This is a genomic window from Rhodococcus sp. D-6 (genome assembly GCF_040256695.1).
Classification (GTDB): domain Bacteria; phylum Actinomycetota; class Actinomycetes; order Mycobacteriales; family Mycobacteriaceae; genus Rhodococcus; species Rhodococcus pyridinivorans.
In genome coordinates this window covers 968,159-990,903 of sequence record NZ_CP132970.1, presented here as the reverse complement: position 1 = coordinate 990,903, position 22,745 = coordinate 968,159, and the positions used below count along the sequence as shown (strand labels likewise).

Here is a 22,745-nt window from a genome sequence, read left to right as displayed (position 1 = left end):
ACGGAACGGCCGCGGCCACGTTCGCCCTGCCTTTCGCCCTGTCGTCTGACACGATGAGTCCCGTGGCCCACCCCGCAGCACCGACCTCCGGACGAGGCGACCCGACGGCGCCGTGGTGGCGCAACGCGGTCTTCTACCAGGTCTATCCCCGCTCGTTCGTCGATGCGAACGGTGACGGCATCGGCGACCTCGCGGGGGTGCGCAGCCGCCTCGGCTATCTCGAACTGCTCGGTGTCGACGCGATCTGGCTCAACCCGGTGATGCGTTCACCGATGGCCGATCACGGCTACGACGTCTCCGATCCTCGCGACATCGACCCGCTGTTCGGGGACATCGCCGATCTCGAAGCGCTGGTCGCCGACGCCCACGCGCGCGGCATCCGGGTGGTGATGGACCTCGTGCCGAACCACGTCAGCGTCGAGCACCGCTGGTTCCGGGCCGCGCTCGAAGCCGGGCCGGGCAGCCGTGAACGCCGGCGCTTCCACTTCCGCGACGGGCGCGAACCGGACGGCAGCGCACCACCGAACAACTGGCCGAGCGTCTTCGGCGGGCCGGCCTGGACCCGCATCACCGAACCCGACGGCACGCCCGGTCAGTGGTATCTGCACGTCTTCGCTCCCGGGCAGCCCGATCTGAACTGGGACGACGAGGAGGTCGTCGAGGACCTCGACAAGACCCTGCGGTTCTGGCTGGACCGGGGCGTGGACGGTTTCCGGATCGACGTGGCCCACGGGATGGCCAAGCCCGCAGATCTTCCCGACCACGAGGGGTGGGAGACCAACGAACTGCTCGGGCACTCCCCCGCCGACCCTCGGTTCAACAATCCCGAGGTGCACGACATCCACCGCCGCATCCGGCGGGTCTTCGACGAGTATCCGGACTCGGTGGCGATCGGTGAGATCTGGGTCGACGACCACGAACGGTTCGCCGAGTACCTGCGCCCGGACGAACTGCATCTCGCTTTCGACTTCCACCTGACGCTGTCGGACTGGGACGCCGACGCCGTCCGCGACGCGATCGAGAAGGGCCTGGCGGCGGTGACGTCGGTGCATGCCTCACCGACGTGGACGCTGTCGAACCACGACGTCGACCGCGAGGTCACTCGGTACGGAGGCGGTGAGGTCGGGCTCGCGCGGGCACGCGCGATGATCCTCGTCGCCCTCGCGCTCCCGGGAGCAGTGTTCGTCTACAACGGTGCCGAACTGGGGTTGCCGAACGTCGACCTGCCCGACGAGGTGCTGCAGGATCCGGTCTGGGAGCGATCCGGCCACACCGAACGCGGACGCGACGGATGCCGCGTGCCGCTGCCGTGGGAGGGCGAAACACCGCCCTTCGGGTTCACCTCCGCCGGGTCCGCGTGGCTGCCCCAGCCGCCGGAGTGGTCGGCGCTCACCGTCGAGAAGCAACTCGAGGATGCGGGCTCGACGCTCTCGCTGTACCGCCAGGCGATCGAGATCCGTACGGAGCGAAGGCGATCCGAGGGCGGTGGGATCGGCTGGTACGGAAGCCCGGCGGGGTGCCTGGCCTTCCGCCGTTCCGACGGCCTGACCTGTGTTCTCAACGCCGGCGACGTCGCGGTCGATCTGCCTCCCGGCGAGGTGCTGCTCGCGAGTGCGCCGCTCACCGGACACGCACTGCCACCGGACACCGCCGCCTGGTTGGCGTGAGGCTCCCTCAGAGGACGCTCAGACCGAGCCCCCCGCCGCGGCGCAGATAGACCGACCCGAAGCGGGCGTCGAGGCGCATCCAGGTGGCGGACGCCCGGACCCGGACCACCTCGGCGGGATCGATACCCGTCGAGTCGACGCTGTCACGACCGGCACCCGGCACGAAGCCCATCGCACCGAGCGCGAACACCATGCGCATCGGCACACCCACGGTCGTCCCGGCACCGCTCACCTCGAGAACCTCTTGGGCGAGCAACGACGCCGGCGGTCCCTGCGCGCCGTGCTCGCGGGTGAGCGCGACGCCGCGTTGCGCGAGTGCGACGAGGATCCGTGCCGGCACGTCGTCGACGTGGACGTAGCCGTCGTCGGGTGGAAGTGCGCCGCGCCAGGCGGAATCCATCGCCCAGCCCGGGTCGACCTCGGTGCGCGGTTCGGACCCGGCGAGGAGCGCGGCCCGCAGCGACTCGGCGGCCACGCAGGTGTCGGCCGGAGCCACGGTTCCGCGGACGACGCGTCCGGCGAGCACCTCGAAACCGGTGCGTGTCCACACACCGAGCAATCCGTCGCCGCGGCGGCGCAACCGCACCACGGCAGCCTCGTCGAGACGCGCGGCCCGGGCCAGGAATGCGGCGAGGTCGACGCTGTCGTCGGGGTCGGCGAGCGTCAGGAGGCGCTCTGCGCGTCGGATCCGGTCGTCGGTCACGTCGGCCTCGTCAATTGCGGTGCCACCGTCAGTTTCGTTGCCACTGACGCAGGAACTCGCGTTCGTCGTCGCTGAGCCGGCGCAGGCGCTGGGTCTCGATGTCGAACGCCGCGATCTGGGTGGACGCGACCACCGCCGGCGCCGAGTCGACCGGGGCACCGCCCGGCCGCACCTCGTAACCGATCGTGAAGTCGACCGCGCGTACCTTCTCGGTCCACATCAGCACGTCGAGCGGACCGTCGTCGTGGCGCAACTGCCCTCGGTAGCGGACGTGGAGGTCGGCGATGACGGCGCCTTCACGCAGGTCCCGGGTGGGGCGGCCGTCGGCGAACAACCACGGGATCCGCGCTTCTTCGAGGAGGGTGACCATCCGCGCGTGGTTGATGTGCTGGAAGACGTCCATGTCGGACCACCGCACCATCACCTCGGTGTGGAAACCGAACTGTTCGCCCGCACCGCTCACTCGTTACCTCCGATCGGATGCGCGCGTGCGCACCATGCCCCTGATCTGTCGTGCCGCCACCGAGAGGGTGGCGAGGTCCAGACTTCCAGACGCGAATATCTCGTCGAGCGCCGCCCTCGCACGGACGAGTTTGGAGCCGTTGGACGACTCCCAGTCCTCGATCATCTCCTCGGTCGACTCCCCGGGTTCGGCGCCGGCGAGCACGTCGAGGACGAGCGACCGCAACGAGCCGTACAGGTCTTCGCGCAGCGCGAGGCGTGCCAGCGAATGCCAGCGGTCGCCCCGCTCGAGACCGGAGACCGCCGTGAGCAGGCGGTCGACGCCGAGACGCGCGTCGAGGGCGTAGTAGAGATCGGCGACCTCCGCCTCGTCGCGCTGCTCTATGTCGGCGATGTCGATGACGTCGAGCAGCGGGAACTGGTCGAGGAGCCGGAAGACGACGCCCGTGAGCTCCTCCGGTGCTCCTCGTTCGAGGAGCGGGCGGGTACGACGAAGGAAGTCCTCGGCGTGGTGCCCGCGCATCCAGTCCGCGACCCGCGGTGCGAGACGCGCGAAGGCATCGCGGTAACGGCTGATCTCGGCACCGACCGCGAGGGGCTGCGGTCGCGTGGCGAGGAGCCGGCGCGACGCCCGGTCGAGCACGCGGCGGGATTCGAGCAGCAGGTCGTCCTCGATGTCGACAGGCAGCCCGGCGGCCCGGATCTCGTCCCACAGGGCCGGTAGCCCGAAGATGGTGGTGACGGCGGTGTAGGCGCGGATGGCGTCGGTCGCCGACGCCCCGGCCTCCTCGGCGAGCCGGTAGACGTAGGTGGGGCCGCCGTTGTCGACCGTGGTGTTGGCCAGCATGGTCGCAACGATCTGCCGACGCAGCGGATGCGCCCGGATCCCGGCCCGGAACCGCTCGCGCAGAGCGGGCGGGAAGTAAGCGGGCAGGATCGACGCGAAGGTCTCGTTGTCGGGCAGGTCCGTGGCCAGCAGGTCGTCGACGAGGGCGAGCTTGACGTGGGCGAGGAGCTGCGCCAGCTCCGGCGACGTCAACCCCTCCCCCGCCGCTTCACGACGATCGAACTCGGCCTCGTCGGGCAGGGCCTCGAGGCCGCGGTCGAGTCCACGATCGAGTTCCAGGGCTGCGAGCATCCGACGGTGCACCCCCAGCAGGGACGGCGCGACGGCCCGCTCGAGTCCGAGCACGGCGTTCTGCGAGATGTTGTCGGCGAGAACGAGTTCGGCGACGTCGTCGGTCATCGACGCGAGCAGCGGATTGCGGTCCTCCGCCGCGAGTTCGCCGGCGGTCACCATAGCGTCGAGGAGAATCTTGATATTGACCTCGTGGTCGGAGCTGTCGACGCCGGCCGAGTTGTCGATCGCGTCGGTGTTGATCTTTCCGCCGGCGCGCGCGAACTCGATGCGGCCGCGTTGCGTGACACCGAGATTGCCGCCCTCGCCCACGACCCGGGCACGCAGTTCCCGCCCGTCGACGCGCACGCCGTCGTTGCTCTTGTCCCCCACGTCCGCATGGGTTTCCGTCGACGCCTTCACGTAGGTGCCGACACCGCCGTTCCACAACAGGTCGACGGGTGCGCGCAGGATTGCGCGGATCAGTTCGGGCGGTGGGAGTGCGGTGACGTCGTCGGGCAGGTCGAGCACCGCACGCACCTCGGGACCGACGGGCACCGACTTGGCCGTCCGGTCCCACACCCCGCCCCCGGCCGAGACGAGTTCGGTCGAGTAGTCCTTCCACGACGACCGCGGCAGTTCGAACAACCGGCGCCGCTCCTCGAACGACCGCTCCGGATCGGGATCGGGATCGAGGAAGATGTGCCGATGGTCGAAGGCCGCGACGAGCCGGATGTGCCGGCTGAGCAGCATGCCGTTGCCGAAGACGTCACCGCTCATGTCACCGATGCCGACGACGGTGAAATCGTCCGTCTGCGGGTCGGATCCGAGTTCGCGGAAGTGACGCCGGACGCTCTCCCATGCACCGCGCGCGGTGATGCCCATCTCCTTGTGGTCGTAACCGGCGGAGCCACCTGACGCGAACGCGTCGCCGAGCCAGTAGCCGTATTCCGCCGCAACGGAATTCGCGAGGTCGGAGAATGACGCGGTGCCCTTGTCCGCGGCCACCACGAGATACGGGTCGTCGTTGTCGTGACGCACGACCCGCTGCGGCGGGACCGTGTCGTTGCGGGCGGCGTCGAGGTTGTCGGTGATGTCGAGCAGACCGGCGATGAAGCACCGGTAGCACCGCTCGCCACGCTCGCGGACGGCGCGCCGGTCCGCCTCGGCGTCACCGGTCGGACGCGGGGCGTGCTTGACGACGAAGCCGCCCTTCGCACCCACGGGCACGATCACCGCGTTCTTCACGGCCTGCGCCTTGGCCAGGCCGAGCACCTCCGTGCGGAAGTCCTCCCGGCGGTCGGACCAGCGCAGACCACCGCGGGCGACGGGACCGAACCGCATGTGGACGCCCTCGACGCCCGGGGCGTAGACGAACACCTCGAAAGCCGGTCGCGGCTGGGGTAGTTCGGCGATCCGTCGCGGATCGAACTTGAGCGACAACGCCCGGCCGTCCGGGCGCTCGTGCCCGATACCGCCGGCCACGTAGAAGTTGGTGCGCAGGGTCGCACGGATCAACGAGAACAGTCCCCGGAGGATGCGGTCGGTGGCCAGGGCGGTCACCTCTGCGATCGTCGTCGTGAGTTCCTCGGCGATCTGCTGTTCGCGTTCGGCGGAGGCGTTCTCCGGATCGAATCGGGACTCGAACAGCCCGACGAGCAGCGCCGCGGTGTGGGGGGCGCCGAGCAGCACACCTTCGATGTTGTACTGGCTGTACGGAAATTCGGTCTGGCGCAAGTACTTCGCGTAGGCGCGGAGAAGCACGACCTGCTTCCAGGTGAGCCCGGCGCGCAGCACGAGCTGGTTGAACCGGTCGGTCTCGACCGCCCCCCGCCAGGCCACGGTGAAGGTGTCGGTGAGACGATCCGCCAGGGTCGGATCGGCCTCCACGATGCCGTGCTCGATGTCCTCGGGCAGACAGAGTCCGAAATCGTATATCCCGCACTCGATTCCGTCCGATCGCGGCAGCCGGTAGGGCCGCTCGTCGACGACCTCGACGCCGAGGCTCTGCAACACCGGGAGGATCCGGCCGAGGGTGACCGTCTCGTCGGCGATGTACAGGGTGAAACGCAACGACAACGGATCGTCGGAACCCGGACGGTACAGGTGCGTGTCGAGATCGCCGGAGTCGAGCGCTTCCAGACGCCGCAGGTCGTCCAGGGCACGTTCGGAGCCGAAGCCCTCCTTGTACGCCTCGGGCACGACCTCGGCGTACCGCTGCACCAGCAACGGATCGAGATCGCCGGTCGCGGCCGCCGCCTCACCGAGCCGATCGGCCCAGTTGCGGGTCACTTCCGCGAGCATCGCCTGGATCCGCAGGCGGTTCTCCTCGGAGGTGTCCACCTCGCGACGTGCGCGCCCGGAGAAACGGATCGTCACGTGCAGCAACGCGAGGTCACGTTCGGAGACCCGCGCGGTGTAGTCGAGTACGCCGCCACCGAACTCGCGCAACAGGATGTCCTGGATCGCCACGCGCACCTTCGTCGTGTAGCGGTCGCGCGGCAGGTAGACGAGGCACGAGATGTACCGCCCGTAGGTGTCGACGCGGACGAACAACCGCACCTGCCTGCGGATGTCGACCACCGCCGTGACGGTCTCGTAGAGGGTGTCGGTGTCCATGGAGAACAGTTCCGCGCGGGGCACCGTCTGCATGATCTCGAGCATCGCCTGGCCGCTGTAGGACGACAGCTCGACCCGCGCCCGCGCGACGACCTCCCGCACCCGGCGCGAGACCACGGGGATGTCGAGGATGTTCTCGTGCAGAGCGGTCACGGTGAGGACACCGAGGAAACGATCCTCCCCGACGAGCGCGCCGTCGGCGTCGAGCCGGGCGACGCCGACGAAGTACGGATAGACGGAACGGTGCACGGTGGCGGGAAGCGCGCCCTGAGTGAGCACGAGCAGCGGGCGGCGGCACGTGCCGACCTCACCGGGCAGGTCGAGCGGGTCCGCGACCGAGGCATCGGTGCGCAGCACTCCCCTGCCGCTGCCGGGCACGGGCGTCGCGCGCACGTTGTCGTCGCCGCCGTCGGGAACGAAGTCGTAGCGCCGGTAGCCGAGAAGGGTGAAGTTCCCGCCGCTCAACCAGCGCAGCAGTTCGGCGGTCTCGGTGAGCTCGTCGGCCGTGTAGTGCGCCGGCGGATCGGCGGCCAGGCCGTCGAGCGCGTCCGCGAGGTCGCGCTGCAGGGCGTGCATCTTCCCGGAGTCCGACGCCACCTGCCGCACATCGGACAGTACGCGCCGCAAGCCGTGATCGATCTCCTCGAGCGATTCGTCGTCGACGGGCCCGCGCAACTCGATGTGCATCCACGATTCGGCGACTCCACCCGAGGCCCGTCCGCCTTCGTCGGCCAGGCGCTCGAGGTCGCCCTCGGCGGTGCGGCGCGCAGACAGGACAGGGTGGATGACCGTCGCCACCGAGACACCCAGCCGGGACAGCAGTGCCAGCACCGATTCGACGAGCAGCGGCATGTCGTCGGTGACGATCTGTACGGCGACACCCATGCCCTCGGTGCGGCGCACACCGACGACAGCGGTGCCCGGTGCGCGGCGACGACCGAGACGGACGTGCTCGAGCGCGGCCGCGCCGTGGTCCGTGGTGAACTCTCCGGAGCCCTGATAGATCCGCTCGAGGACCGCCTCGGGAGAGGTATCGCTCTCCGTTGCATTTGTCTGCACCACAGCCGGATCGGCCATCGACACCCTTCCTGCTCTGTCGGGCGGATACACCGCGCGCCGCGGACGGACTCGTGATCGAGCCTATCCGCGGCGCGCAGTCGGGGGGTCGGAACCGGCGGGTCGGGTAACAGCCGGGCCGGTCGACAGGATGTACCCGCTCAGCCGGTGGGCGTGACGGCGCGGTGCCGGTCGAGCACCGCCCGTACCTCGTCTGTCAACGGCTGCGACGTGTCGGTCTCGGGATCGAAGCCGACGAGCACGGTGTCGGCGACCGCGCACACCACGCCGTCCCGGTCGAGGATCGTCTGACGCACCGTGAACGAGCTCGTGCCGAGACGAAGCACCGTCGTCTCGACCTCGATCGGCGCCGAGGAATCCTTGATCGGACGCAGGAACTCGACGTCCATCTTCCGGAGCACGACGGCATCGCGGGCCGGCAGCTCGCTCCGGAAGAACTTGATGCGCCCTTCCTGCAGGTATTCCACGACCTTGGCGTTGTTGACGTGCCCGAGCCGATCGGAGTCGCCCCAGCGCACCTCGACCGGGCACCGGTAGGGCCGGTGGCCGTTGCGCTCAGTCACGCGTGAGCTTCCGGTGCGTGACGCGGTGCGGACGTGCCGCATCGGCTCCGAGACGCTCGATCTTGTTCGCCTCGTAGGCCTCGAAGTTGCCCTCGAACCAGAACCACTTGCCCTCTTCGACGTTGCCCTCCCACGCCAGGATGTGGGTACAGGTGCGGTCGAGGAACCAGCGGTCGTGGGAGATCACGACGGCGCAACCCGGGAACTGCTGCAGCGCGTTCTCGAGCGACGACAGGGTCTCGACGTCGAGGTCGTTGGTCGGCTCGTCGAGGAGGATCAGGTTGCCGCCCTCCTTGAGCGTGAGCGCCAGGTTCAGGCGGTTGCGCTCACCACCGGAGAGCACACCGGCCGGCTTCTGCTGGTCGGGACCCTTGAACCCGAACGCGCTCACGTACGCGCGCGACGGCATCTCGTTCTGCCCGACCTCGATGAAGTCGAGACCGTCGGAGACCACCTCGAAGACCGTCTTCTTCGGGTCGATGTTCGCGCGGTTCTGGTCGACGTAACTCAGCTTGACCGTGTCGCCCACCTTGACGGTGCCGCTGTCGGGCTCCTCGAGACCGACGATGGTCTTGAACAGCGTGGTCTTGCCGACGCCGTTGGGACCGATGACACCGACGATGCCGTTGCGCGGCAGCGTGAACGACAGGTCCTTGATCAGGACACGGCCGTCGAAGCCCTTGTCGAGGTGCTCGACCTCGACAACGACGTTGCCCAGACGCGGCGGCGTCGGGATCTGGATCTCCTCGAAGTCGAGCTTGCGGTACTTCTCGGCCTCGGCTGCCATCTCCTCGTAGCGGGCCAGACGCGCCTTGTTCTTCGTCTGCCGTGCCTTGGCACCGGAGCGGACCCACTCGAGTTCCTCGCGGAGCCGCTTCTGCAGCTTCTGGTCCTTCTTGCCCTGGACCTCGAGACGCTCGGCCTTCTTCTCCAGGTAGGTGGAGTAGTTGCCCTCGTAGGGATGCAGCTTGCCGCGGTCGACCTCGCAGATCCACTGCGCGACGTGATCGAGGAAGTACCGGTCGTGGGTGACGGCCAGCACGGCGCCCGGGTAGGACGCGAGGAACTGCTCGAGCCACAGCACCGACTCGGCGTCGAGGTGGTTGGTGGGCTCGTCGAGGAGCAGCAGGTCGGGCTTGCTCAGCAGCAGCTTGCACAGCGCGACACGGCGGCGCTCACCACCGGAGAGGTGGGTGACGGGTTCGTCCGGCGGAGGGCAGCGCAGTGCGTCCATGGCCTGCTCGAGCTGCGAGTCGAGATCCCACGCGTTGGCGTGGTCGAGCTCCTCCTGGAGCTTGCCCATCTCCTCCATCAGCTCGTCGGAGTAGTCGGTGGCCATGAGCTCGGCGATCTCGTTGAACCGGTCGAGCTTGACCTTGATCTCGCCGAGGCCCTCCTCGACGTTCTCCCGGACCGTCTTCTCCTCGTTGAGGGGCGGCTCCTGCTGGAGGATGCCGACGGTGGCCTCCGGATCGAGGAAGGCCTCGCCGTTGCTGGGCTGGTCGAGCCCGGCCATGATCTTGAGAATCGACGACTTGCCCGCGCCGTTGGGTCCGACGACGCCGATCTTCGCGCCGTGGTAGAAGCTCATGGTGACGTCATCGAGGATGACCTTGTCACCGTGCGCCTTGCGCACCTTCTTCATCGTGTAAATGAACTCCGCCATGACCACCAGCGTATCGGTCGACGGTCGATAACCCACATCGTGCGACCACGGGATGCCCGGGCCGCGCCCGCGTCAGCGCCGCAGCAGCTCCGCGACGAAGCCTGTCGTGTCGGGCAGCGACGCGAACATCGTCTCCGAATGCCCCGTCGGGTACGTCCGGAACTGCGCGTTCGCGCCCCCGGCCCACAGGTCCCCGATCAGTTCGAACGCGAGCGGCGCGGGCACCGTCGTATCGCGCAGACCCTGCGCGAGGAACAGTGGCCGGTCGTAACCACGGGTCGGCACCGCGACATAGTCGGTGAAGGCGGCGCGGAACCGGTCGTCGCTCAGCGGACGGGCGAGGACCTCGCCGATGCCGATCTCGCCGTAGCGGTCCATCAGCTCGTCGTAACAGAGTCGCTCGGCGGCGTCGACCACCTCGCGACCGAGGGGAGTGAGGTATCCGTCGACGTCCAGGGAAGGATCGGCGTCGCGCAGACCCGCGAAGATGTAGGCGGCGAACGCCGTGAGCCCGTCGAGACCGAGGTCGGGGAAGCCCGGGAATCCGAGCGGGAACAGGTACTCGAGGTTGGACGGGGCGCCGGTCGTGAGTGTCCCGCGAAAGTCCAGTTCGGGCGCGCGGGTGGTCGCAGCGTGCGCGGTGTGCAGACCGGTGTGCCCACCCTGCGACTGGCCGATCACGACCCAGCGGTCGGACAGCGACGGTTCGACAGCGCGTCCCGCCCGCACGATGTCGATGACGCTGTTCGCGGCGCTCTGCCCGTCCAGATAGCGGTGCAGCCCGCCCGACCCGAGGCCCGGATAGTCGGCTGCCACGACGGCATAGCCCTGCCCGAGCCAGTGGTCGAGATAGGCAGTGTCGCGCGGTGTGCGCGGCAACCGCGAGGGCGCGCACGAATCGTCGAGACCGACGGTCCCGTGGGCCCACGCGACGACGGGCCACCCGCCCTCGGGCGGCGTGCCGGGAGGGACGAACAGTGCCCCGGTCGCCGTGGTCGGGGTGCCGTCGCGCCACTGCGTGGTGTAGGCGAGGACGCGAGCCGAGGACGCCCCGGGCAGGGACGATTCCGGGTCGAGCGTGGCGACCTCGACAACCTTTCCCGGCGCCGGGTTCGCGCCCACCGCGGGAGGTGACACGACGGTCGTCAGCAGTGCCAGAGCACCGGCGAGCAGCAGGGCGGGGACGTGCGTGGTACGGGTCACGCCGAGGACGATACGGACCGTCCGGCCGCGGCGTCCGTATTCGTCCGATTCGCCGCGGCGCGACAGGATGTGCACGTCGGATCGGCGCGGCTAGCGGCCTTCGCGGTCGCGGCGCGCCAGCTCGGCGAACATCGCGTTGTGTGCCGCGAGATCGGCGTCGTCGTCGCGCTCCGCGGCCCGGTCGACACGTCGCGCCGTGCGCCGGTCGCTGCGCGACCACTGGACGAGCAGGGCGAGCATCACGAGTACGAGCGGGATCTCGCCGGCCGACCATGCGATGCTGCCGCCGACCTTCTGATCGGAGAACAGGTCGTAGTTCCACGGTAGTGCCAGGCCGCGGTAGTAGCTCTCGGCCATCACCGTGCCCATGCTCATGAGGGTCACGCCGAAGAAGGCGTGGAACGGGAGCGAGCCGAAGACCATCGCCAGCTTCGTCACGGGCTGAAGGTCGCGTGGCGACGGGTCGACGCCGATCACCACCCAGTAGAACAGGTAGCCGCTGAGCAGGAAGTGCAGGTTCATCAGGACGTGGGCGGTGTGACTGTCGATGAACGCGGTGAAGATCCCTCCGAGATACAACGCGTAGAAACCGCCGACGAACATCACCGATGCGACGATCGGATGCGTGAAGAAGCGCGACAGCGGGCTGTGCAGGAACTCGAGGATCCATTCGCGCGGTCCGGGAGGGGCGTTGCGGCCGGCCGGCTTGAACGCACGCAGGGCGAGGGTCATCGCCCCGCCGAGCGCAAGGAGCACCGGGGCGAGCATCGACAGAGCCATGTGCGCGCCCATGTGCACGCTGAACATCGCCGGCGAGTACATCCCGACGCCCGAACTGGTGGCGACGAACAGCACGAAGCAACCCGAGAACCAAGCGATCGACCGGCCGACCGGCCACGAGTCGCCGCGCTTGCGCAGCGTCCACAGACCGATGGCGTAGGCGGCGGCGAACACGAGAGCAGCCGTGCCGAAGATCAGGTCGAAGCGCCACTGGCCGAAGAACAGGCTCACGAACGACGGCGGTACGTCGAGCTGGTAGCCGAGCTCGACCTCCTGGATCGTCGGTACCGAGGCCGGCGGCGGCGGGGGCGTGCGGCCGAGTCCCACGGCCAGGCCGATGGTCGCGGCGAGGACGAACGCTTCGACGAGGGTGAACCGCACGAGCGCGGACCGGCTCGTGGGGTCGGCTTCGAGGGCCGGAAGCGCCCGGCGTCGCTGAGCCCAGCCGAAGATGCCGAGCAGGATCAGCGCGACGGTCTTCGCGAGCAGCAACCCGCCGTAGGTGGTGGTCGTCAGGTCGTCGAACGACATGCGGACCGCGGCGTTGATCACGCCGCTGACAGCCATCACGACGAACGCGAGTCCGGCGACGAAGGAGAACCGCCGGGCGGCGACATCGGTGTGCTCCCCTCCCCGCATCGAATGGGCGAGCAGCGCGAACAACCCGCCGGCCCAGACGGACGCCGCGCCGAGGTGCAGCACGAGGCTGTTGGTCGCCATATCGTGCGAACCACCCGACGAGGAGTGCCCGGTCAGGGCGATCGGCATGAGGGCGACGAACGACAGCAGCAACAGATACGGCGTCCACGACCAGCGCACTGCGAGTCGGGTCAGCAGCGCGGTGATCAGCGCGAGCACGGTCGTCCAGGCCCAGGCCAGCGCGACCTCCACCTGACCGAGCGCCGAGAACAGGTTCTCCGGACGGATGGCCTCACTCAGCGGACTGCCGGAAGTGTCGGACAAGGTCAGCGGCACCATCAGCGCCGCTGTCACGGCCCACACCGTCGCCGCGACGCCCGCCGTCCGCACGGCGCGATAACCGCCGACGTCGAGTACCCCGCTCCGCTGCGGGGGCACGAGGAAGGCGGCGAAGAACAGCGAGCCGATCGTGATGACCGTCGCGATCTCGGAGATCGCGCGGACCGCCGGGAGACCGTAGGTGGTGAGCGGACCGGGATCGGGGATGCCGAGCAACACCAGAGCCTGCGCAGCGGACAGTCCGACCGCGAACGCCGCGACGAGGGCGGCGAGGAGGCCGAAGAGAATCAGCAGTGCCGGCGGGTTTCCCCTCATGGGGGCGGGCGCCGGAGGCTGCGCGGGAGACGCGAGCTCGGATGTTGCCATGCCTACCAGGGTAGGACGTTCACGCCATGACCTACGACACGCCGTCGGAGTCCCCCGTCCCCCGTATCCGTGGACGTAACAACGTCGACGGCGTGCTGCAGGGCCACGAGTGTGTCGGCCGCCACCATCGCGTCGCAGTGTGGAAGCGCGGCGGACATCGACCCGGTCGAGGGCGTGAAACCGGACTGCCCGGCCCGGGGGTTGAGCCACACCAGCCGGTGCGCGCGACGCCGGATCCTGGCCAGGACGTGGGCGAGTTCGGTGGGATCGTCGCTGTCCCAACCGTCGGACGCGACGACGACGATCGCTCCGCGCATCAGGTGTCCGTGATGGGAGGCGACCACCTCGGCGAGCGAACCGGCGATGCGGGTGCCTCCGAACCGCGTCCGTACCCGCTCGTTGGCGACGCCGATCGCCTGATCGACCGACCGGTGCCGGAGGACCGGCGTCAGACGCGCAGCTGTGGTGGAGAACACGAAGACCTCAGCCGTTCCGGTGTGGGCGAGCGCACGCACGAGATGCAGATACACCCCGATGTAGGGACGCATGGAACGGCTGACATCGCAGAACACGACGACCTGCCGCCGGCGTCGACCCGGTCGCGTGCGGATCAGCCGGAGCGGCTCGAACCCCGTGCCGCGGGAGGCTGCGATGCTCGCGCGGATATCGACGCGTCCGGTGTGGCGTTGCACCCGGCGGCGGGTGCGGCGGATCGCCCAGCGCGCTCCGGCCGCCTCGATCCATGTCTCGAGGAGTGCGAGTTGCGCCGGGTCGAGGTCGTCGAACCGCTGATCGGCGATCTCGGCCAGTGCGCTCGCCACCTCGCGCCCCGGGCGGCCGGGTGCCCGCTCCCCCTCTGCGGATTCGACGATCGTCCTGGTGACCCATGGAACGTCGTGCCCGGAAGTGGGAACCCCGATGGGCCGGCTGGGTCCGTCCGGTGTCGACGCCCCCGGCGCGCCTTCGTCCTCGGGTCCCGTGCGACGGGCGTGCGGGTCGAGCGGAACTGGTGCCTCGCCGAACACCCGGTCGAAGACCGTATCGAAGGTGGACAGGCTCTCGTACCGGTCGACGAGGGTGAGCCGCGCGGTCCAGTACAACCGAGTCCGCGTGGTTGGCGGACACGCACGCAAGCCGCGCGTGAAGGTCGCCGCTCCGTCCGCCGGGACCACGATCCCGGCGGACCTGAGCCGGTCGACCAACGCGACTGTGAAGGCGGCGTGATCGACCCCGGGGAGCAGCCCGGCGCTCATTACACTTCGGTGGAGACGAAGCGGGTCAGCGCCTCCCCCAGCGCGTCGCCGTCGTCGGGAGTCTTCGCCAGTGCCGCGAGCGACATCGCCGCTTCAGGCCGAACGAGGTCGGTGACACCGAGCGCGGCGAGGGCCGATACCCAGTCGATGGTCTCCGCGATTCCGGGTGCCTTGTCGAGATCGAGTCCGCGGGCCACCGCGACGAAATCTGTGGCACGTTCGACGAGCGCGAGGTTCGCCGATGGCACCGTGCGACGCAGAATCGCCACCGCCCGGGCGCGGTCGGGGTAGTCGATCCAGTGGTACAGGCAACGTCGCCGCAGTGCGTCGTGTAGGTCGCGGCTCCGATTCGAGGTCAGCACGACAACGGGCGGGCGGGTCGCGGTGAGGGTGCCGAGTTCGGGAATGGTGACGGCGAACTCCCCCAGGAACTCGAGCAGCAACGCCTCGAATTCGTCGTCGGCACGGTCGATCTCGTCGACGAGCAGAACGGCGGGTGTGTCGCCGCGGTGGCGGACGCAGCGCAGGATGGGGCGTTCGAGGAGGTATTCCTCGGAGTACAGGTCGGCTTCGGCGGGAACGTCGCCGCGCGCCTCGGCGAGCCGGATCGCGAGCAACTGGCGTTGGTAGTTCCAGTCGTAGAGGGCCTCGGCGACCGACAGTCCCTCGTAGCACTGCAACCGGATCAGCGGGCTGCCGAGAATCTGCGCGAGCACCTTGGCGGCAGTGGTCTTGCCGACCCCAGGTTCGCCCTCGAGCAACAGCGGTCGCCCCAATGCGACGGCGAGGTGGATGGCGGCGGCGGTGCCCTGATCGAGTAGGTGATCGTGGCTGTCGAATCTGGCCATCACGTCGTCGACGCCGGTGAAGATGCCCGGAGAGGACGGGTCGGTCACGCGACGTCGTCCTTCTCGAAGCGACTGCGGCAACCCGGGCAGCAGAACCACATCGTCCGGCCCGCAACGACGAGGTGCGGGGTGGACTCGGTGATCGTGACGGTCATCCCGCACACCGGGTCGACGGCCGTCTGCGGCTTCGACTCCGTCTCCCTCGGCACCTCGACGCGTCGACAACTCTCCTCGGAGGGGCGGGTGAGGCTGCCGCTGCGCGCGACTCGCACGATGTCGGCCACGATCGACAGTCCGATCTCCGCGGGGGTGCGGGCACCGATATCGAGCCCGACCGGGGTGTGCACGTGGGCACGCTCGTCGTCGGTCGGATCCACCTCGTCGAGCACCGCGGCGCCACGGGTGTGACTGGCGACCAGACCGATATAGCGGCTTCCGGCGTCGAGCGCCGCGCGGATCACACTCCCCTCGTCGCCTCCGTGACTCGCGACGATCACCACCGACGCCTCGGCAGGCACTCGCGTCCCGCGGATCCGTTCCACCGAGTAGTCGACGCGCCGCGCGAAGTCGCTCACGGCGTCGGCCACGGGCGAGTCCCCGAAGACGGCCACCACGAGCGCAGGCATCCGCGGCTCGAGAAAGATCTCGGTGGCCCCACCGGACATGCACGGGTTGACCGCGATCGTCGCCCCCGGGGTGTCGGGGAACTCGGCGGCTCCGGCCGGCAGCACCCGTAGGAGCATGCTCTCCCCTCGCTCGAGCACCGTGCGGGACATTTCGCGCACCGAGTTCTCGGTGCACTGTCCGCCGACGAACCCCTCGATCGTGCCGTCGGCGTGGACGAGCGCCCGGTCGCCCGAGTGCGCGGACGTCGGCGGCTGTGCCCGTACGACGGTCGCTTCCACGAACGGGCGGCGTTCGTTGCGCAACTGTGCTGCCCGCACCGCAAGGTCCATGTCCTCGTACTCCGCTCGTTCCACTCGAATCCTTCTGTCGCGTCGCTCAGATCGGCGGGGTCGCGCGACCCTGCATGGCTTCCCACACCCGCGACGGCGTCAACGGCATGTCGGCGTGCCGGACGCCGAGGGGTTTCAACGCATCGACCACGGCGTTGACGATCGCGGGTGGGGAACCGACCGTGGCGGATTCGCCGATGCCCTTCGCGCCGATCGGGTGATGCGGTGACGGAGTGACGGTGAACGCCGTCTCGAGCGTGGGTACCTCGAGGGCGGTGGGGATCAGGTAGTCCATGAACGACCCGCCCAGGCAGGTGCCGTTCTCGTCGAACGCGATCATCTCCATCAGGGCCATGCCGATCCCGTCGACGATGCCACCGTGCACCTGCCCTTCGATGATCATCGGGTTGATGCGGGTGCCGCAGTCGTCCACGGCCAGGAACCGGCGGATCTTCACCTCCGCGGTGCCGGGATCGACGTCGACGACACAGAAGTAGGCGCCATAGGGATAGGTGAGGTTCTCGGGGTTGTAGCAGATCTGCGCCTCGAGACCGCCTTCGAGACCTTCGGGCAGATCGCCGGCGCCGTGGGCCCGCATCGCGATGTCCTGGATCGTGACCGCCGCCGACGGGTCGCCCTTGACTCGGAAGGTGCCCTTCTCCCATTCGAGATCGGCGACGGAGACCTCGAGCATGCCCGATGCGATTATCTTCGCCTTGTCGCGCACCTTGCGGGCTACCAGCGCGGCGGCCGCGCCGGACACCGGTGTCGAGCGGCTTCCGTAGGTGCCGAGCCCGAAGGGGGTGTTGTCGGTGTCTCCGTGGACGACGTCGATGTCGTCGGGCGGGATGCCGATCTCCTCCGCGACGATCTGCGCGAAAGTCGTCTCGTGTCCTTGCCCCTGGGACTGCACCGACAATCTCACCACGGCCTTGCCGGTGGGATGGACACGCAGTTCGCAGCCGTCGGCCATGCCGAGACCGAGGATGTCCATGTCCTTGCGCGGACCGGCGCCGACGGCCTCGGTGAAGAACGACATGCCGATACCCATCAGCTCACCCCGTGCGCGGCGTTCGGCCTGCTCGCGGCGCAGCTCGTCGTAGCCGACGATGTCCATGGCCTTGCGCATGGTGGTCTCGTAGTCGCCCGAGTCGTACTTCCAGCCGGTCTTGCTCGTGTAGGGGAACTGATCAGGGCGCAGGAGGTTTTTCAGGCGCAGTTCCGCAGGGTCCATGTCGAGGTCGTAGGCGAGGCAGTCGACGAGCCGTTCGACGAAGTACACGGCCTCGGTGATGCGGAACGAGCAGGCGTAGGCGACGCCGCCGGGTGCCTTGTTGGTGTAGACCGCGGTCATGTGGGAGTAGGCGGCCTCGATGTCGTAACTGCCGGTGAACACACCGAAGAAGCCGGCCGGATATTTCACCGGGGCCGCGGTGGCGTTGAAGGCGCCGTGGTCGGCGAGGACACGGGACCTGATCGCGAGGATACGACCTTCCTTGGTCGCCGCGATCTCCCCGACCATGATGTAGTCGCGTGCGAAGCCGGTGCTCATGAGGTTCTCGCTGCGGTCCTCCATCCACTTCACCGGATGACCGGTGACCAGCGACGCGACGATCGCTCCGACGTAGCCGGGGTAGATGGGGACCTTATTGCCGAATCCCCCGCCGATGTCGGGTGAGATGACGCGGATCTTGTGCTCGGGCAGACCCGCCACCAGCGCGTACAGCGTGCGATGGGCGTGGGGGGCCTGTGTGGTGGACCAGAGCGTCAGCTTCCCGGAGATCCGGTCGTAATCGGCGACCGCACCGCAGGTCTCCATCGGCGCGGGATGCACGCGTGGATAGACGATCTCCTGCCGGGTGACGACGTCGGCCTTCGCGAAGACCGCGTCGGTGGCCGCGGCATCGCCGGTTTCCCAGTCAAAGCAGTGGTTGTCGGTCTTGCCGTCGAGATCGGTCCGGATCACCGGTGCCTCGGGCGACAGGGCCGTGCGCACGTCGACGACCGGGTCGAGCATCTCGTAGTCGACGTCGATCAGTTCGAGGGCGTCGCGCGCCGAGTAGTGGTCGTCGGCGACGACGAAGGCGACCTCCTGACCGTGGAAGCGCACCTTGTCGGTGGCCAGCACGGCCTGTACGTCGTTCGACAGCGTCGGCATCCAGGCGAGCCCCTTCTCTGCCAGATCGGCGCCCGTGATCACCGCCCGCACCTCCGGGTGCGCGAGGGCGGCGGACGTATCGATGCCGTTGATGCGCGCATGCGCAACCGGCGATCGGAGCACCGCGAGATGCAGCATGCCGGGCAGCCGGACGTCGTCGACGTAGTTGCCGCGGCCCCGCACGAACCGCGGGTCCTCCTTGCGCAGCATCCGGCCGTGTCCGCACGGCTTGCCATCGTTGTCCTGTTCCTCCGGGCGTGTGTCCGGTTCGACCGCGGTCATCACGACACCTCCGTGGGTTGCGCCTTCGAGGAGTGTTCGGCGGCCCACCGGACCGACCGGACGATGGTGGTGTAGCCGGTGCAGCGGCAGATCTGCCCGGAGATCGCCTCGCGGATCGTCGCCTCGTCGGGGTCGGGATCGCGGTCGAGCAGGGACCGCGCGGTGATCATCATTCCCGGGGTGCAGAAGCCGCACTGCAGTCCGTGGCAGCGCACGAAGCCTTCCTGCACGGGGTCGAGGACACCGTCGCGTTCGAGTCCCTCGACGGTGAGCACCTCGTGGCCGGCGGCCATGACCGCCAGCGTGGTGCACGACTTCACCGGCTCGCCGTCCACGGCGACGACACACGTACCGCAGTTGCTCGTGTCGCAACCCCAGTGGGTTCCGGTCAGACCGAGGTGGTCGCGCAGGAAGTGCACGAGCAGCGTCCGGGGTTCGACGTCGGCGGTGACACTCTCGCCGTTGACCGTCATCGAGATCTGCATCGGTTCACACCCTTTCGGTGACGCCGAGACGTTCGGCGGATTGGCGCAGGACCCGCACCGTCAACTCCGATGCGAGGTGACGCTTGTAGGCGGCGGTGCCGCGCTGATCGGTCTCGGGATCGCATGCCGACGCGGCCGCCGCTCCCGCCTCGCGGAAGAGTTCCTCCGAGGCCGGCGAGCCGCGCAACAGCTCGGACACCCTCGACAGCGCCGCCTCGTCGGCGCGCACCGCCGTCAGCCCGACACGCGCGTCGGTGATGCGTCCGTCGTCCGACATCCACAGCGCGGCGCCCGCGGCGGCCACCGCCCAGTCGCCGGTGCGACGCTCGACCTTCTCGTACGCACTGGCCCCGGTGCCCTTCCTCGGCAGCCGCACCTCGACGAGCAGTTCGTTCGGGGCGACCGCCGTCTCGTAGGGACCGAGATGGAAGTCGTGGAAATCGAGCTCGCGCACCCCGCCCGGTCCGCGTACGACACAGGTCGCGCCGAGCACTGCACACACGGTGGACAGATCCTCGGCAGGATCTGCCTGACACAACGACCCACCGAGCGTTCCACGATTGCGGACGACAGGATCGGCGATCACGCGCTCGGCATCGCGGAAGATCGGGAAGATCTCGGCGAGTTCGTCGGATTCGAGAAGCCGGCGGTGCCGGACCAGGGCACCGAGGCGCACGGACCCGGGTTCGAACACGATGTGATCGAGTTCGTCCGCGAGATCGTTGATGTCGATCAAATACTCCGGATTCGCGAGCCGAAGTTTCATCATCGGCAGCAGACTGTGCCCGCCGGCGACGACCCGGGCCCCCTCTCCGTGCCGGTCGAGCAACTCGACGGCGTGATCCACTCCGGTGGCACGCTCGTACTCGAATGGGCCAGGAACCTGCATGAAGAACTCCCGCCATCAGGTGGCGCGGACCGGTTTCCCCCACCAGCCGCCCACGATTCCCCCTTGGTGCGCTCATAGTAGACCCGGCTCGAGATCGATGCGACGAAACGGGCGAATCGGAATCGAATCGTTCCCTTGCGGTCGACGGTGTGTGCCGTAACGCCGCCGTCGTCCGGAGTCCTCGGCGGCGCGAGCGGATAGCGTGGAAGGAGCCGACCGGCGGACCCGACGGGAGCACCACACAGATCCATGGACGTGATCAACGAATTCATCATCGGCCAGGCCGCAGCCCTGTGGGTCTACCCGTTGCTCTTCGCCGTGTGCATCCTCGACGGCTTCTTCCCACCGGTGCCCAGCGAGACCGTCCTGGTGACCCTGTCGTCCCTCTCCGGCTCGACCGGGCGTCCTTACCTGTGGATCGTCATCGTGCTCGCGGCGCTCGGCGCGATCATCGGTGACAACATCGCGTACGCGATCGGACGGAAGGTCGGTACCGAACGGTTCCGGTGGATGCGCCGCCCGAAGGCACGAGCCGCTTTCGCGTGGGCGCGGCGCGGACTCGACAAGCGCGGCGCCGCAGTGATCCTCACGGCGCGATACATCCCGATCGGCCGGATCGCTGTGAACATGACGGCCGGAGCGACCCGCTACCCGCGGCAGAAGTTCGTGCCGCTCACGATCCTCGGTGGCACGACCTGGGCGCTGTACTCGGCGTTCGTGGGGCGCCTCGTCGGCGGTTGGTTCGAATCGCAGCCGCTGTTCGGCGCCGCGGTCGCCATCTGCGTCGCGGTGGTCCTGGGTGTCGGAATCGACCATCTCATCCAACGGTTCAAGACCGGTCGAGTGGACGTTCCGCGGGGCGAATCGAGCCCCGACGACGAACGGGGCAGCACGCTCGAGCGCTGACCCCGGCGGGTACGAGGGTGTGTGCGGCGACCTCGGGGAGCACCCGCTAAGATTCTGGCCGCGCCTCCGTAGCTCAGCTGGATAGAGCAAGAGCCTTCTAATCTCTAGGTCGCAGGTTCGAGTCCTGCCGGGGGCACCTCGACCGCCGGCGGACCACCCGTCGCGGGGCGGCACATCATACCGGTGAACTGGGCATTTCGCCCGGTAGACAGGCCGTTCGGATCGTGTGTTTCTCATCCCACCTTGCCGCAGGGTTAACACATGCTAAGGGCCACGTCCTATAGTTCTCGTCGTAAATCCCGTGTTACAGAATCCTCACAGAGTCAGGTAGGTGGGCGTGTCGACATCGGACCGCATCGAAGAGATCTACGAGCAGGTCAAGGCCCGCAACGCAGGTGAACCCGAATTCCACCAGGCTGCGGCCGAAGTGTTCGAGTCTCTGCATGTCGTGCTCGAGCGGCACCCCGGATACTTCGAATCCGGTCTGATCGAGCGCCTGTGCGAGCCGGAGCGGCAGATCATCTTCCGCGTCCCGTGGATCGATGATCAGGGTAACGTCCACGTCAACCGTGGCTTCCGCGTGCAGTACAACAGCGTTCTCGGCCCCTACAAGGGCGGGCTGCGCTTCCACCCGAGCGTCAACCTCGGCATCGTCAAGTTCCTCGGCTTCGAGCAGATCTTCAAGAACGCCCTCACCGGCCTGCCCATCGGCGGCGGCAAGGGCGGCTCGGACTTCGACCCCAAGGGTCGCTCCGAGCAGGAGATCATGCGCTTCTGCCAGTCGTTCATGACCGAGCTGCACCGCCACATCGGTGAGTACACCGACGTCCCGGCCGGTGACATCGGCGTCGGCGGCCGCGAGATCGGGTACCTGTTCGGCCAGTACAAGCGCCTCACCAACTCCTACGAGTCCGGCGTCCTTACCGGCAAGGGCCTGACCTGGGGTGGTTCGCAGGTGCGCAAGGAGGCCACCGGTTACGGCGCGGCCTACTTCGTCAACGAGATGGCCAAGACCGCCGGCACCTCGCTCGACGGCCGCACCGCCGTCGTCTCGGGTTCGGGCAACGTCGCGATCTACGCCATCGAGAAGATCCACCAGCTCGGCGGCACCGCGATCGCGTGCTCCGACTCCTCCGGCTACATCGTCGACCGCAAGGGCCTCGACGTCGCTCTCCTCAAGGAGATCAAGGAGGTCCGCCGCGGACGCATCTCCGAGTACGTCGACGAGCGCGGCGACGCCGAGTTCTTCCCCGGCGGCAACATCTGGAACGTGCCGTGCGACGTCGCACTGCCGTGCGCCACGCAGAACGAACTCGACGAGGACTCGGCGAAGACCCTCGTCAACAACGGCGTGAAGATCGTCGCCGAGGGCGCCAACATGCCCACCACCCCGGGCGGCATCAGTGTCTTCCGCGACGCCGGAGTCGCCTTCGCGCCCGGCAAGGCCGCCAACGCCGGTGGTGTGGCGACCTCGGCGCTGGAGATGCAGCAGAACGCCTCGCGCGACTCGTGGCACTTCGACTACACCGACGAGCGTCTCGCCGGGATCATGGCCGACATCCACGGCCGCTGCGTCGAGACCGCCGCCGAGTACGGCAAGCCGGGCGACTACATCCACGGCGCCAACATCGCCGGCTTCGTGAAGGTCGCCGACGCCATGTTCGCACTGGGCGTCATCTGACGACCGATTCTTCATGCGAAGTGCGGGTACCGACGAGTTCGGTACCTGCACTTCGCGTTTCGGGTGAAGGGTCGTCCCGCCGGAGA

16 protein-coding genes and 1 tRNA gene are annotated in these 22,745 nt (G+C 68.5%); 4 read left to right on the top strand and 13 right to left on the bottom strand.

What is annotated here, in order from left to right:
* The first annotated feature begins 62 nt into the window (after positions 1-62).
* The gene (locus RBB84_RS04695; protein ID WP_231912021.1) at positions 63-1,667 is read left to right on the top strand and encodes a glycoside hydrolase family 13 protein; all 1,605 of its coding nucleotides are present in this window, start codon (positions 63-65) and stop codon (positions 1,665-1,667) included.
* 7 nt (positions 1,668-1,674) lie between these two features.
* Here RBB84_RS04695 and RBB84_RS04690 read toward each other — a convergent pair whose 3' ends face one another.
* The 13 genes from RBB84_RS04690 to RBB84_RS04630 all read right to left on the bottom strand — a co-directional run bounded on the left by RBB84_RS04690 (position 1,675) and on the right by RBB84_RS04630 (position 20,072).
* Positions 1,675-2,370 (bottom strand): hypothetical protein, encoded by a 696-nt coding sequence (locus RBB84_RS04690; protein WP_082921035.1) that lies wholly within the window; start codon positions 2,368-2,370, stop codon positions 1,675-1,677.
* A gap of 28 nt (positions 2,371-2,398) precedes the next feature.
* Positions 2,399-2,833 (bottom strand): thioesterase family protein, encoded by a 435-nt coding sequence (locus RBB84_RS04685; protein ID WP_016691845.1) that lies wholly within the window; start codon positions 2,831-2,833, stop codon positions 2,399-2,401.
* Between the two features lie 3 nt (positions 2,834-2,836).
* Complete coding sequence (locus RBB84_RS04680) at positions 2,837-7,645, bottom strand: NAD-glutamate dehydrogenase (RefSeq protein ID WP_064256397.1); 4,809 nt, start codon at positions 7,643-7,645, stop codon at positions 2,837-2,839.
* 140 nt (positions 7,646-7,785) lie between these two features.
* The gene (locus RBB84_RS04675; protein WP_019289031.1) at positions 7,786-8,208 is read right to left on the bottom strand and encodes an acyl-CoA thioesterase; all 423 of its coding nucleotides are present in this window, start codon (positions 8,206-8,208) and stop codon (positions 7,786-7,788) included.
* Positions 8,201-9,874 carry an energy-dependent translational throttle protein EttA gene (gene ettA / locus RBB84_RS04670; RefSeq protein ID WP_006551119.1) on the bottom strand — a complete coding sequence of 558 codons (1,674 nt, stop codon included), beginning with the start codon at positions 9,872-9,874 and terminating at the stop codon, positions 8,201-8,203. Before ettA ends, RBB84_RS04675 begins: the two co-directional genes overlap by 8 nt.
* A 72-nt stretch (positions 9,875-9,946) precedes the next feature.
* Positions 9,947-11,152 (bottom strand): lipase family protein, encoded by a 1,206-nt coding sequence (locus RBB84_RS04665; RefSeq protein WP_064256398.1) that lies wholly within the window; start codon positions 11,150-11,152, stop codon positions 9,947-9,949.
* 15 nt (positions 11,153-11,167) lie between these two features.
* Positions 11,168-13,201 carry a cytochrome c oxidase assembly protein gene (locus tag RBB84_RS04660; RefSeq protein WP_037216483.1) on the bottom strand — a complete coding sequence of 678 codons (2,034 nt, stop codon included), beginning with the start codon at positions 13,199-13,201 and terminating at the stop codon, positions 11,168-11,170.
* 2 nt (positions 13,202-13,203) lie between these two features.
* On the bottom strand, positions 13,204-14,454 hold the full coding sequence (locus RBB84_RS04655; protein ID WP_019289028.1) for a VWA domain-containing protein: 1,251 nt from the start codon (positions 14,452-14,454) through the stop codon (positions 13,204-13,206).
* Positions 14,454-15,302, bottom strand: a complete 849-nt coding sequence (locus RBB84_RS04650) for a MoxR family ATPase (protein WP_138845521.1) — start codon at positions 15,300-15,302, stop codon at positions 14,454-14,456. Before RBB84_RS04650 ends, RBB84_RS04655 begins: the two co-directional genes overlap by 1 nt.
* Positions 15,303-15,346: 44 nt before the next feature.
* On the bottom strand, positions 15,347-16,258 hold the full coding sequence (locus RBB84_RS04645) for an XdhC family protein (RefSeq protein ID WP_064256417.1): 912 nt from the start codon (positions 16,256-16,258) through the stop codon (positions 15,347-15,349).
* Positions 16,259-16,304: 46 nt separating this feature from the next.
* Entirely contained in the window at positions 16,305-18,698 is a 2,394-nt protein-coding gene (locus RBB84_RS04640; RefSeq protein WP_064256400.1) for an aerobic carbon-monoxide dehydrogenase large subunit, read from the bottom strand.
* Positions 18,698-19,183, bottom strand: coding sequence for a (2Fe-2S)-binding protein (locus RBB84_RS04635; RefSeq protein ID WP_019289024.1), 486 nt, complete (start codon positions 19,181-19,183; stop codon positions 18,698-18,700). The genes RBB84_RS04640 and RBB84_RS04635 overlap by 1 nt, the downstream gene beginning before the upstream one ends.
* A 4-nt stretch (positions 19,184-19,187) precedes the next feature.
* Positions 19,188-20,072, bottom strand: coding sequence for a xanthine dehydrogenase family protein subunit M (locus RBB84_RS04630; protein WP_064256401.1), 885 nt, complete (start codon positions 20,070-20,072; stop codon positions 19,188-19,190).
* Between the two features lie 249 nt (positions 20,073-20,321).
* On the opposite strand from RBB84_RS04630, the gene RBB84_RS04625 reads away from it, so the two are divergent.
* The 3 genes from RBB84_RS04625 (at position 20,322) to gdhA (ending at position 22,659) form a co-directional block, all read left to right on the top strand.
* Complete coding sequence (locus tag RBB84_RS04625; RefSeq protein WP_024100551.1) at positions 20,322-20,978, top strand: DedA family protein; 657 nt, start codon at positions 20,322-20,324, stop codon at positions 20,976-20,978.
* A gap of 62 nt (positions 20,979-21,040) precedes the next feature.
* Positions 21,041-21,114 (top strand) — tRNA-Arg (locus RBB84_RS04620).
* Between the two features lie 201 nt (positions 21,115-21,315).
* On the top strand, positions 21,316-22,659 hold the full coding sequence (gdhA, locus tag RBB84_RS04615; RefSeq protein ID WP_019289021.1) for an NADP-specific glutamate dehydrogenase: 1,344 nt from the start codon (positions 21,316-21,318) through the stop codon (positions 22,657-22,659).
* Positions 22,660-22,745: the final 86 nt, after the last annotated feature.

Excerpts from the sequence above, each read along its gene's own strand:
- RBB84_RS04680 (WP_064256397.1), bottom strand. The coding sequence starts at position 7,645 with ATGGCCGATCCGGCTGTGGTGCAGACAAATGCAACGGAGAGCGATACC.
- ettA (WP_006551119.1), bottom strand. The coding sequence starts at position 9,874 with ATGGCGGAGTTCATTTACACGATGAAGAAGGTGCGCAAGGCGCACGGT.
- RBB84_RS04660 (WP_037216483.1), bottom strand. The coding sequence starts at position 13,201 with ATGGCAACATCCGAGCTCGCGTCTCCCGCGCAGCCTCCGGCGCCCGCC.
- RBB84_RS04655 (WP_019289028.1), bottom strand. The coding sequence starts at position 14,454 with ATGAGCGCCGGGCTGCTCCCCGGGGTCGATCACGCCGCCTTCACAGTC.
- RBB84_RS04650 (WP_138845521.1), bottom strand. The coding sequence starts at position 15,302 with ATGGCCAGATTCGACAGCCACGATCACCTACTCGATCAGGGCACCGCC.
- RBB84_RS04645 (WP_064256417.1), bottom strand. The coding sequence starts at position 16,258 with ATGGACCTTGCGGTGCGGGCAGCACAGTTGCGCAACGAACGCCGCCCG.
- RBB84_RS04640 (WP_064256400.1), bottom strand. The coding sequence starts at position 18,698 with ATGACCGCGGTCGAACCGGACACACGCCCGGAGGAACAGGACAACGAT.
- RBB84_RS04635 (WP_019289024.1), bottom strand. The coding sequence starts at position 19,183 with ATGCAGATCTCGATGACGGTCAACGGCGAGAGTGTCACCGCCGACGTC.
- RBB84_RS04630 (WP_064256401.1), bottom strand. The coding sequence starts at position 20,072 with ATGCAGGTTCCTGGCCCATTCGAGTACGAGCGTGCCACCGGAGTGGAT.
- RBB84_RS04625 (WP_024100551.1), top strand. The coding sequence starts at position 20,322 with ATGGACGTGATCAACGAATTCATCATCGGCCAGGCCGCAGCCCTGTGG.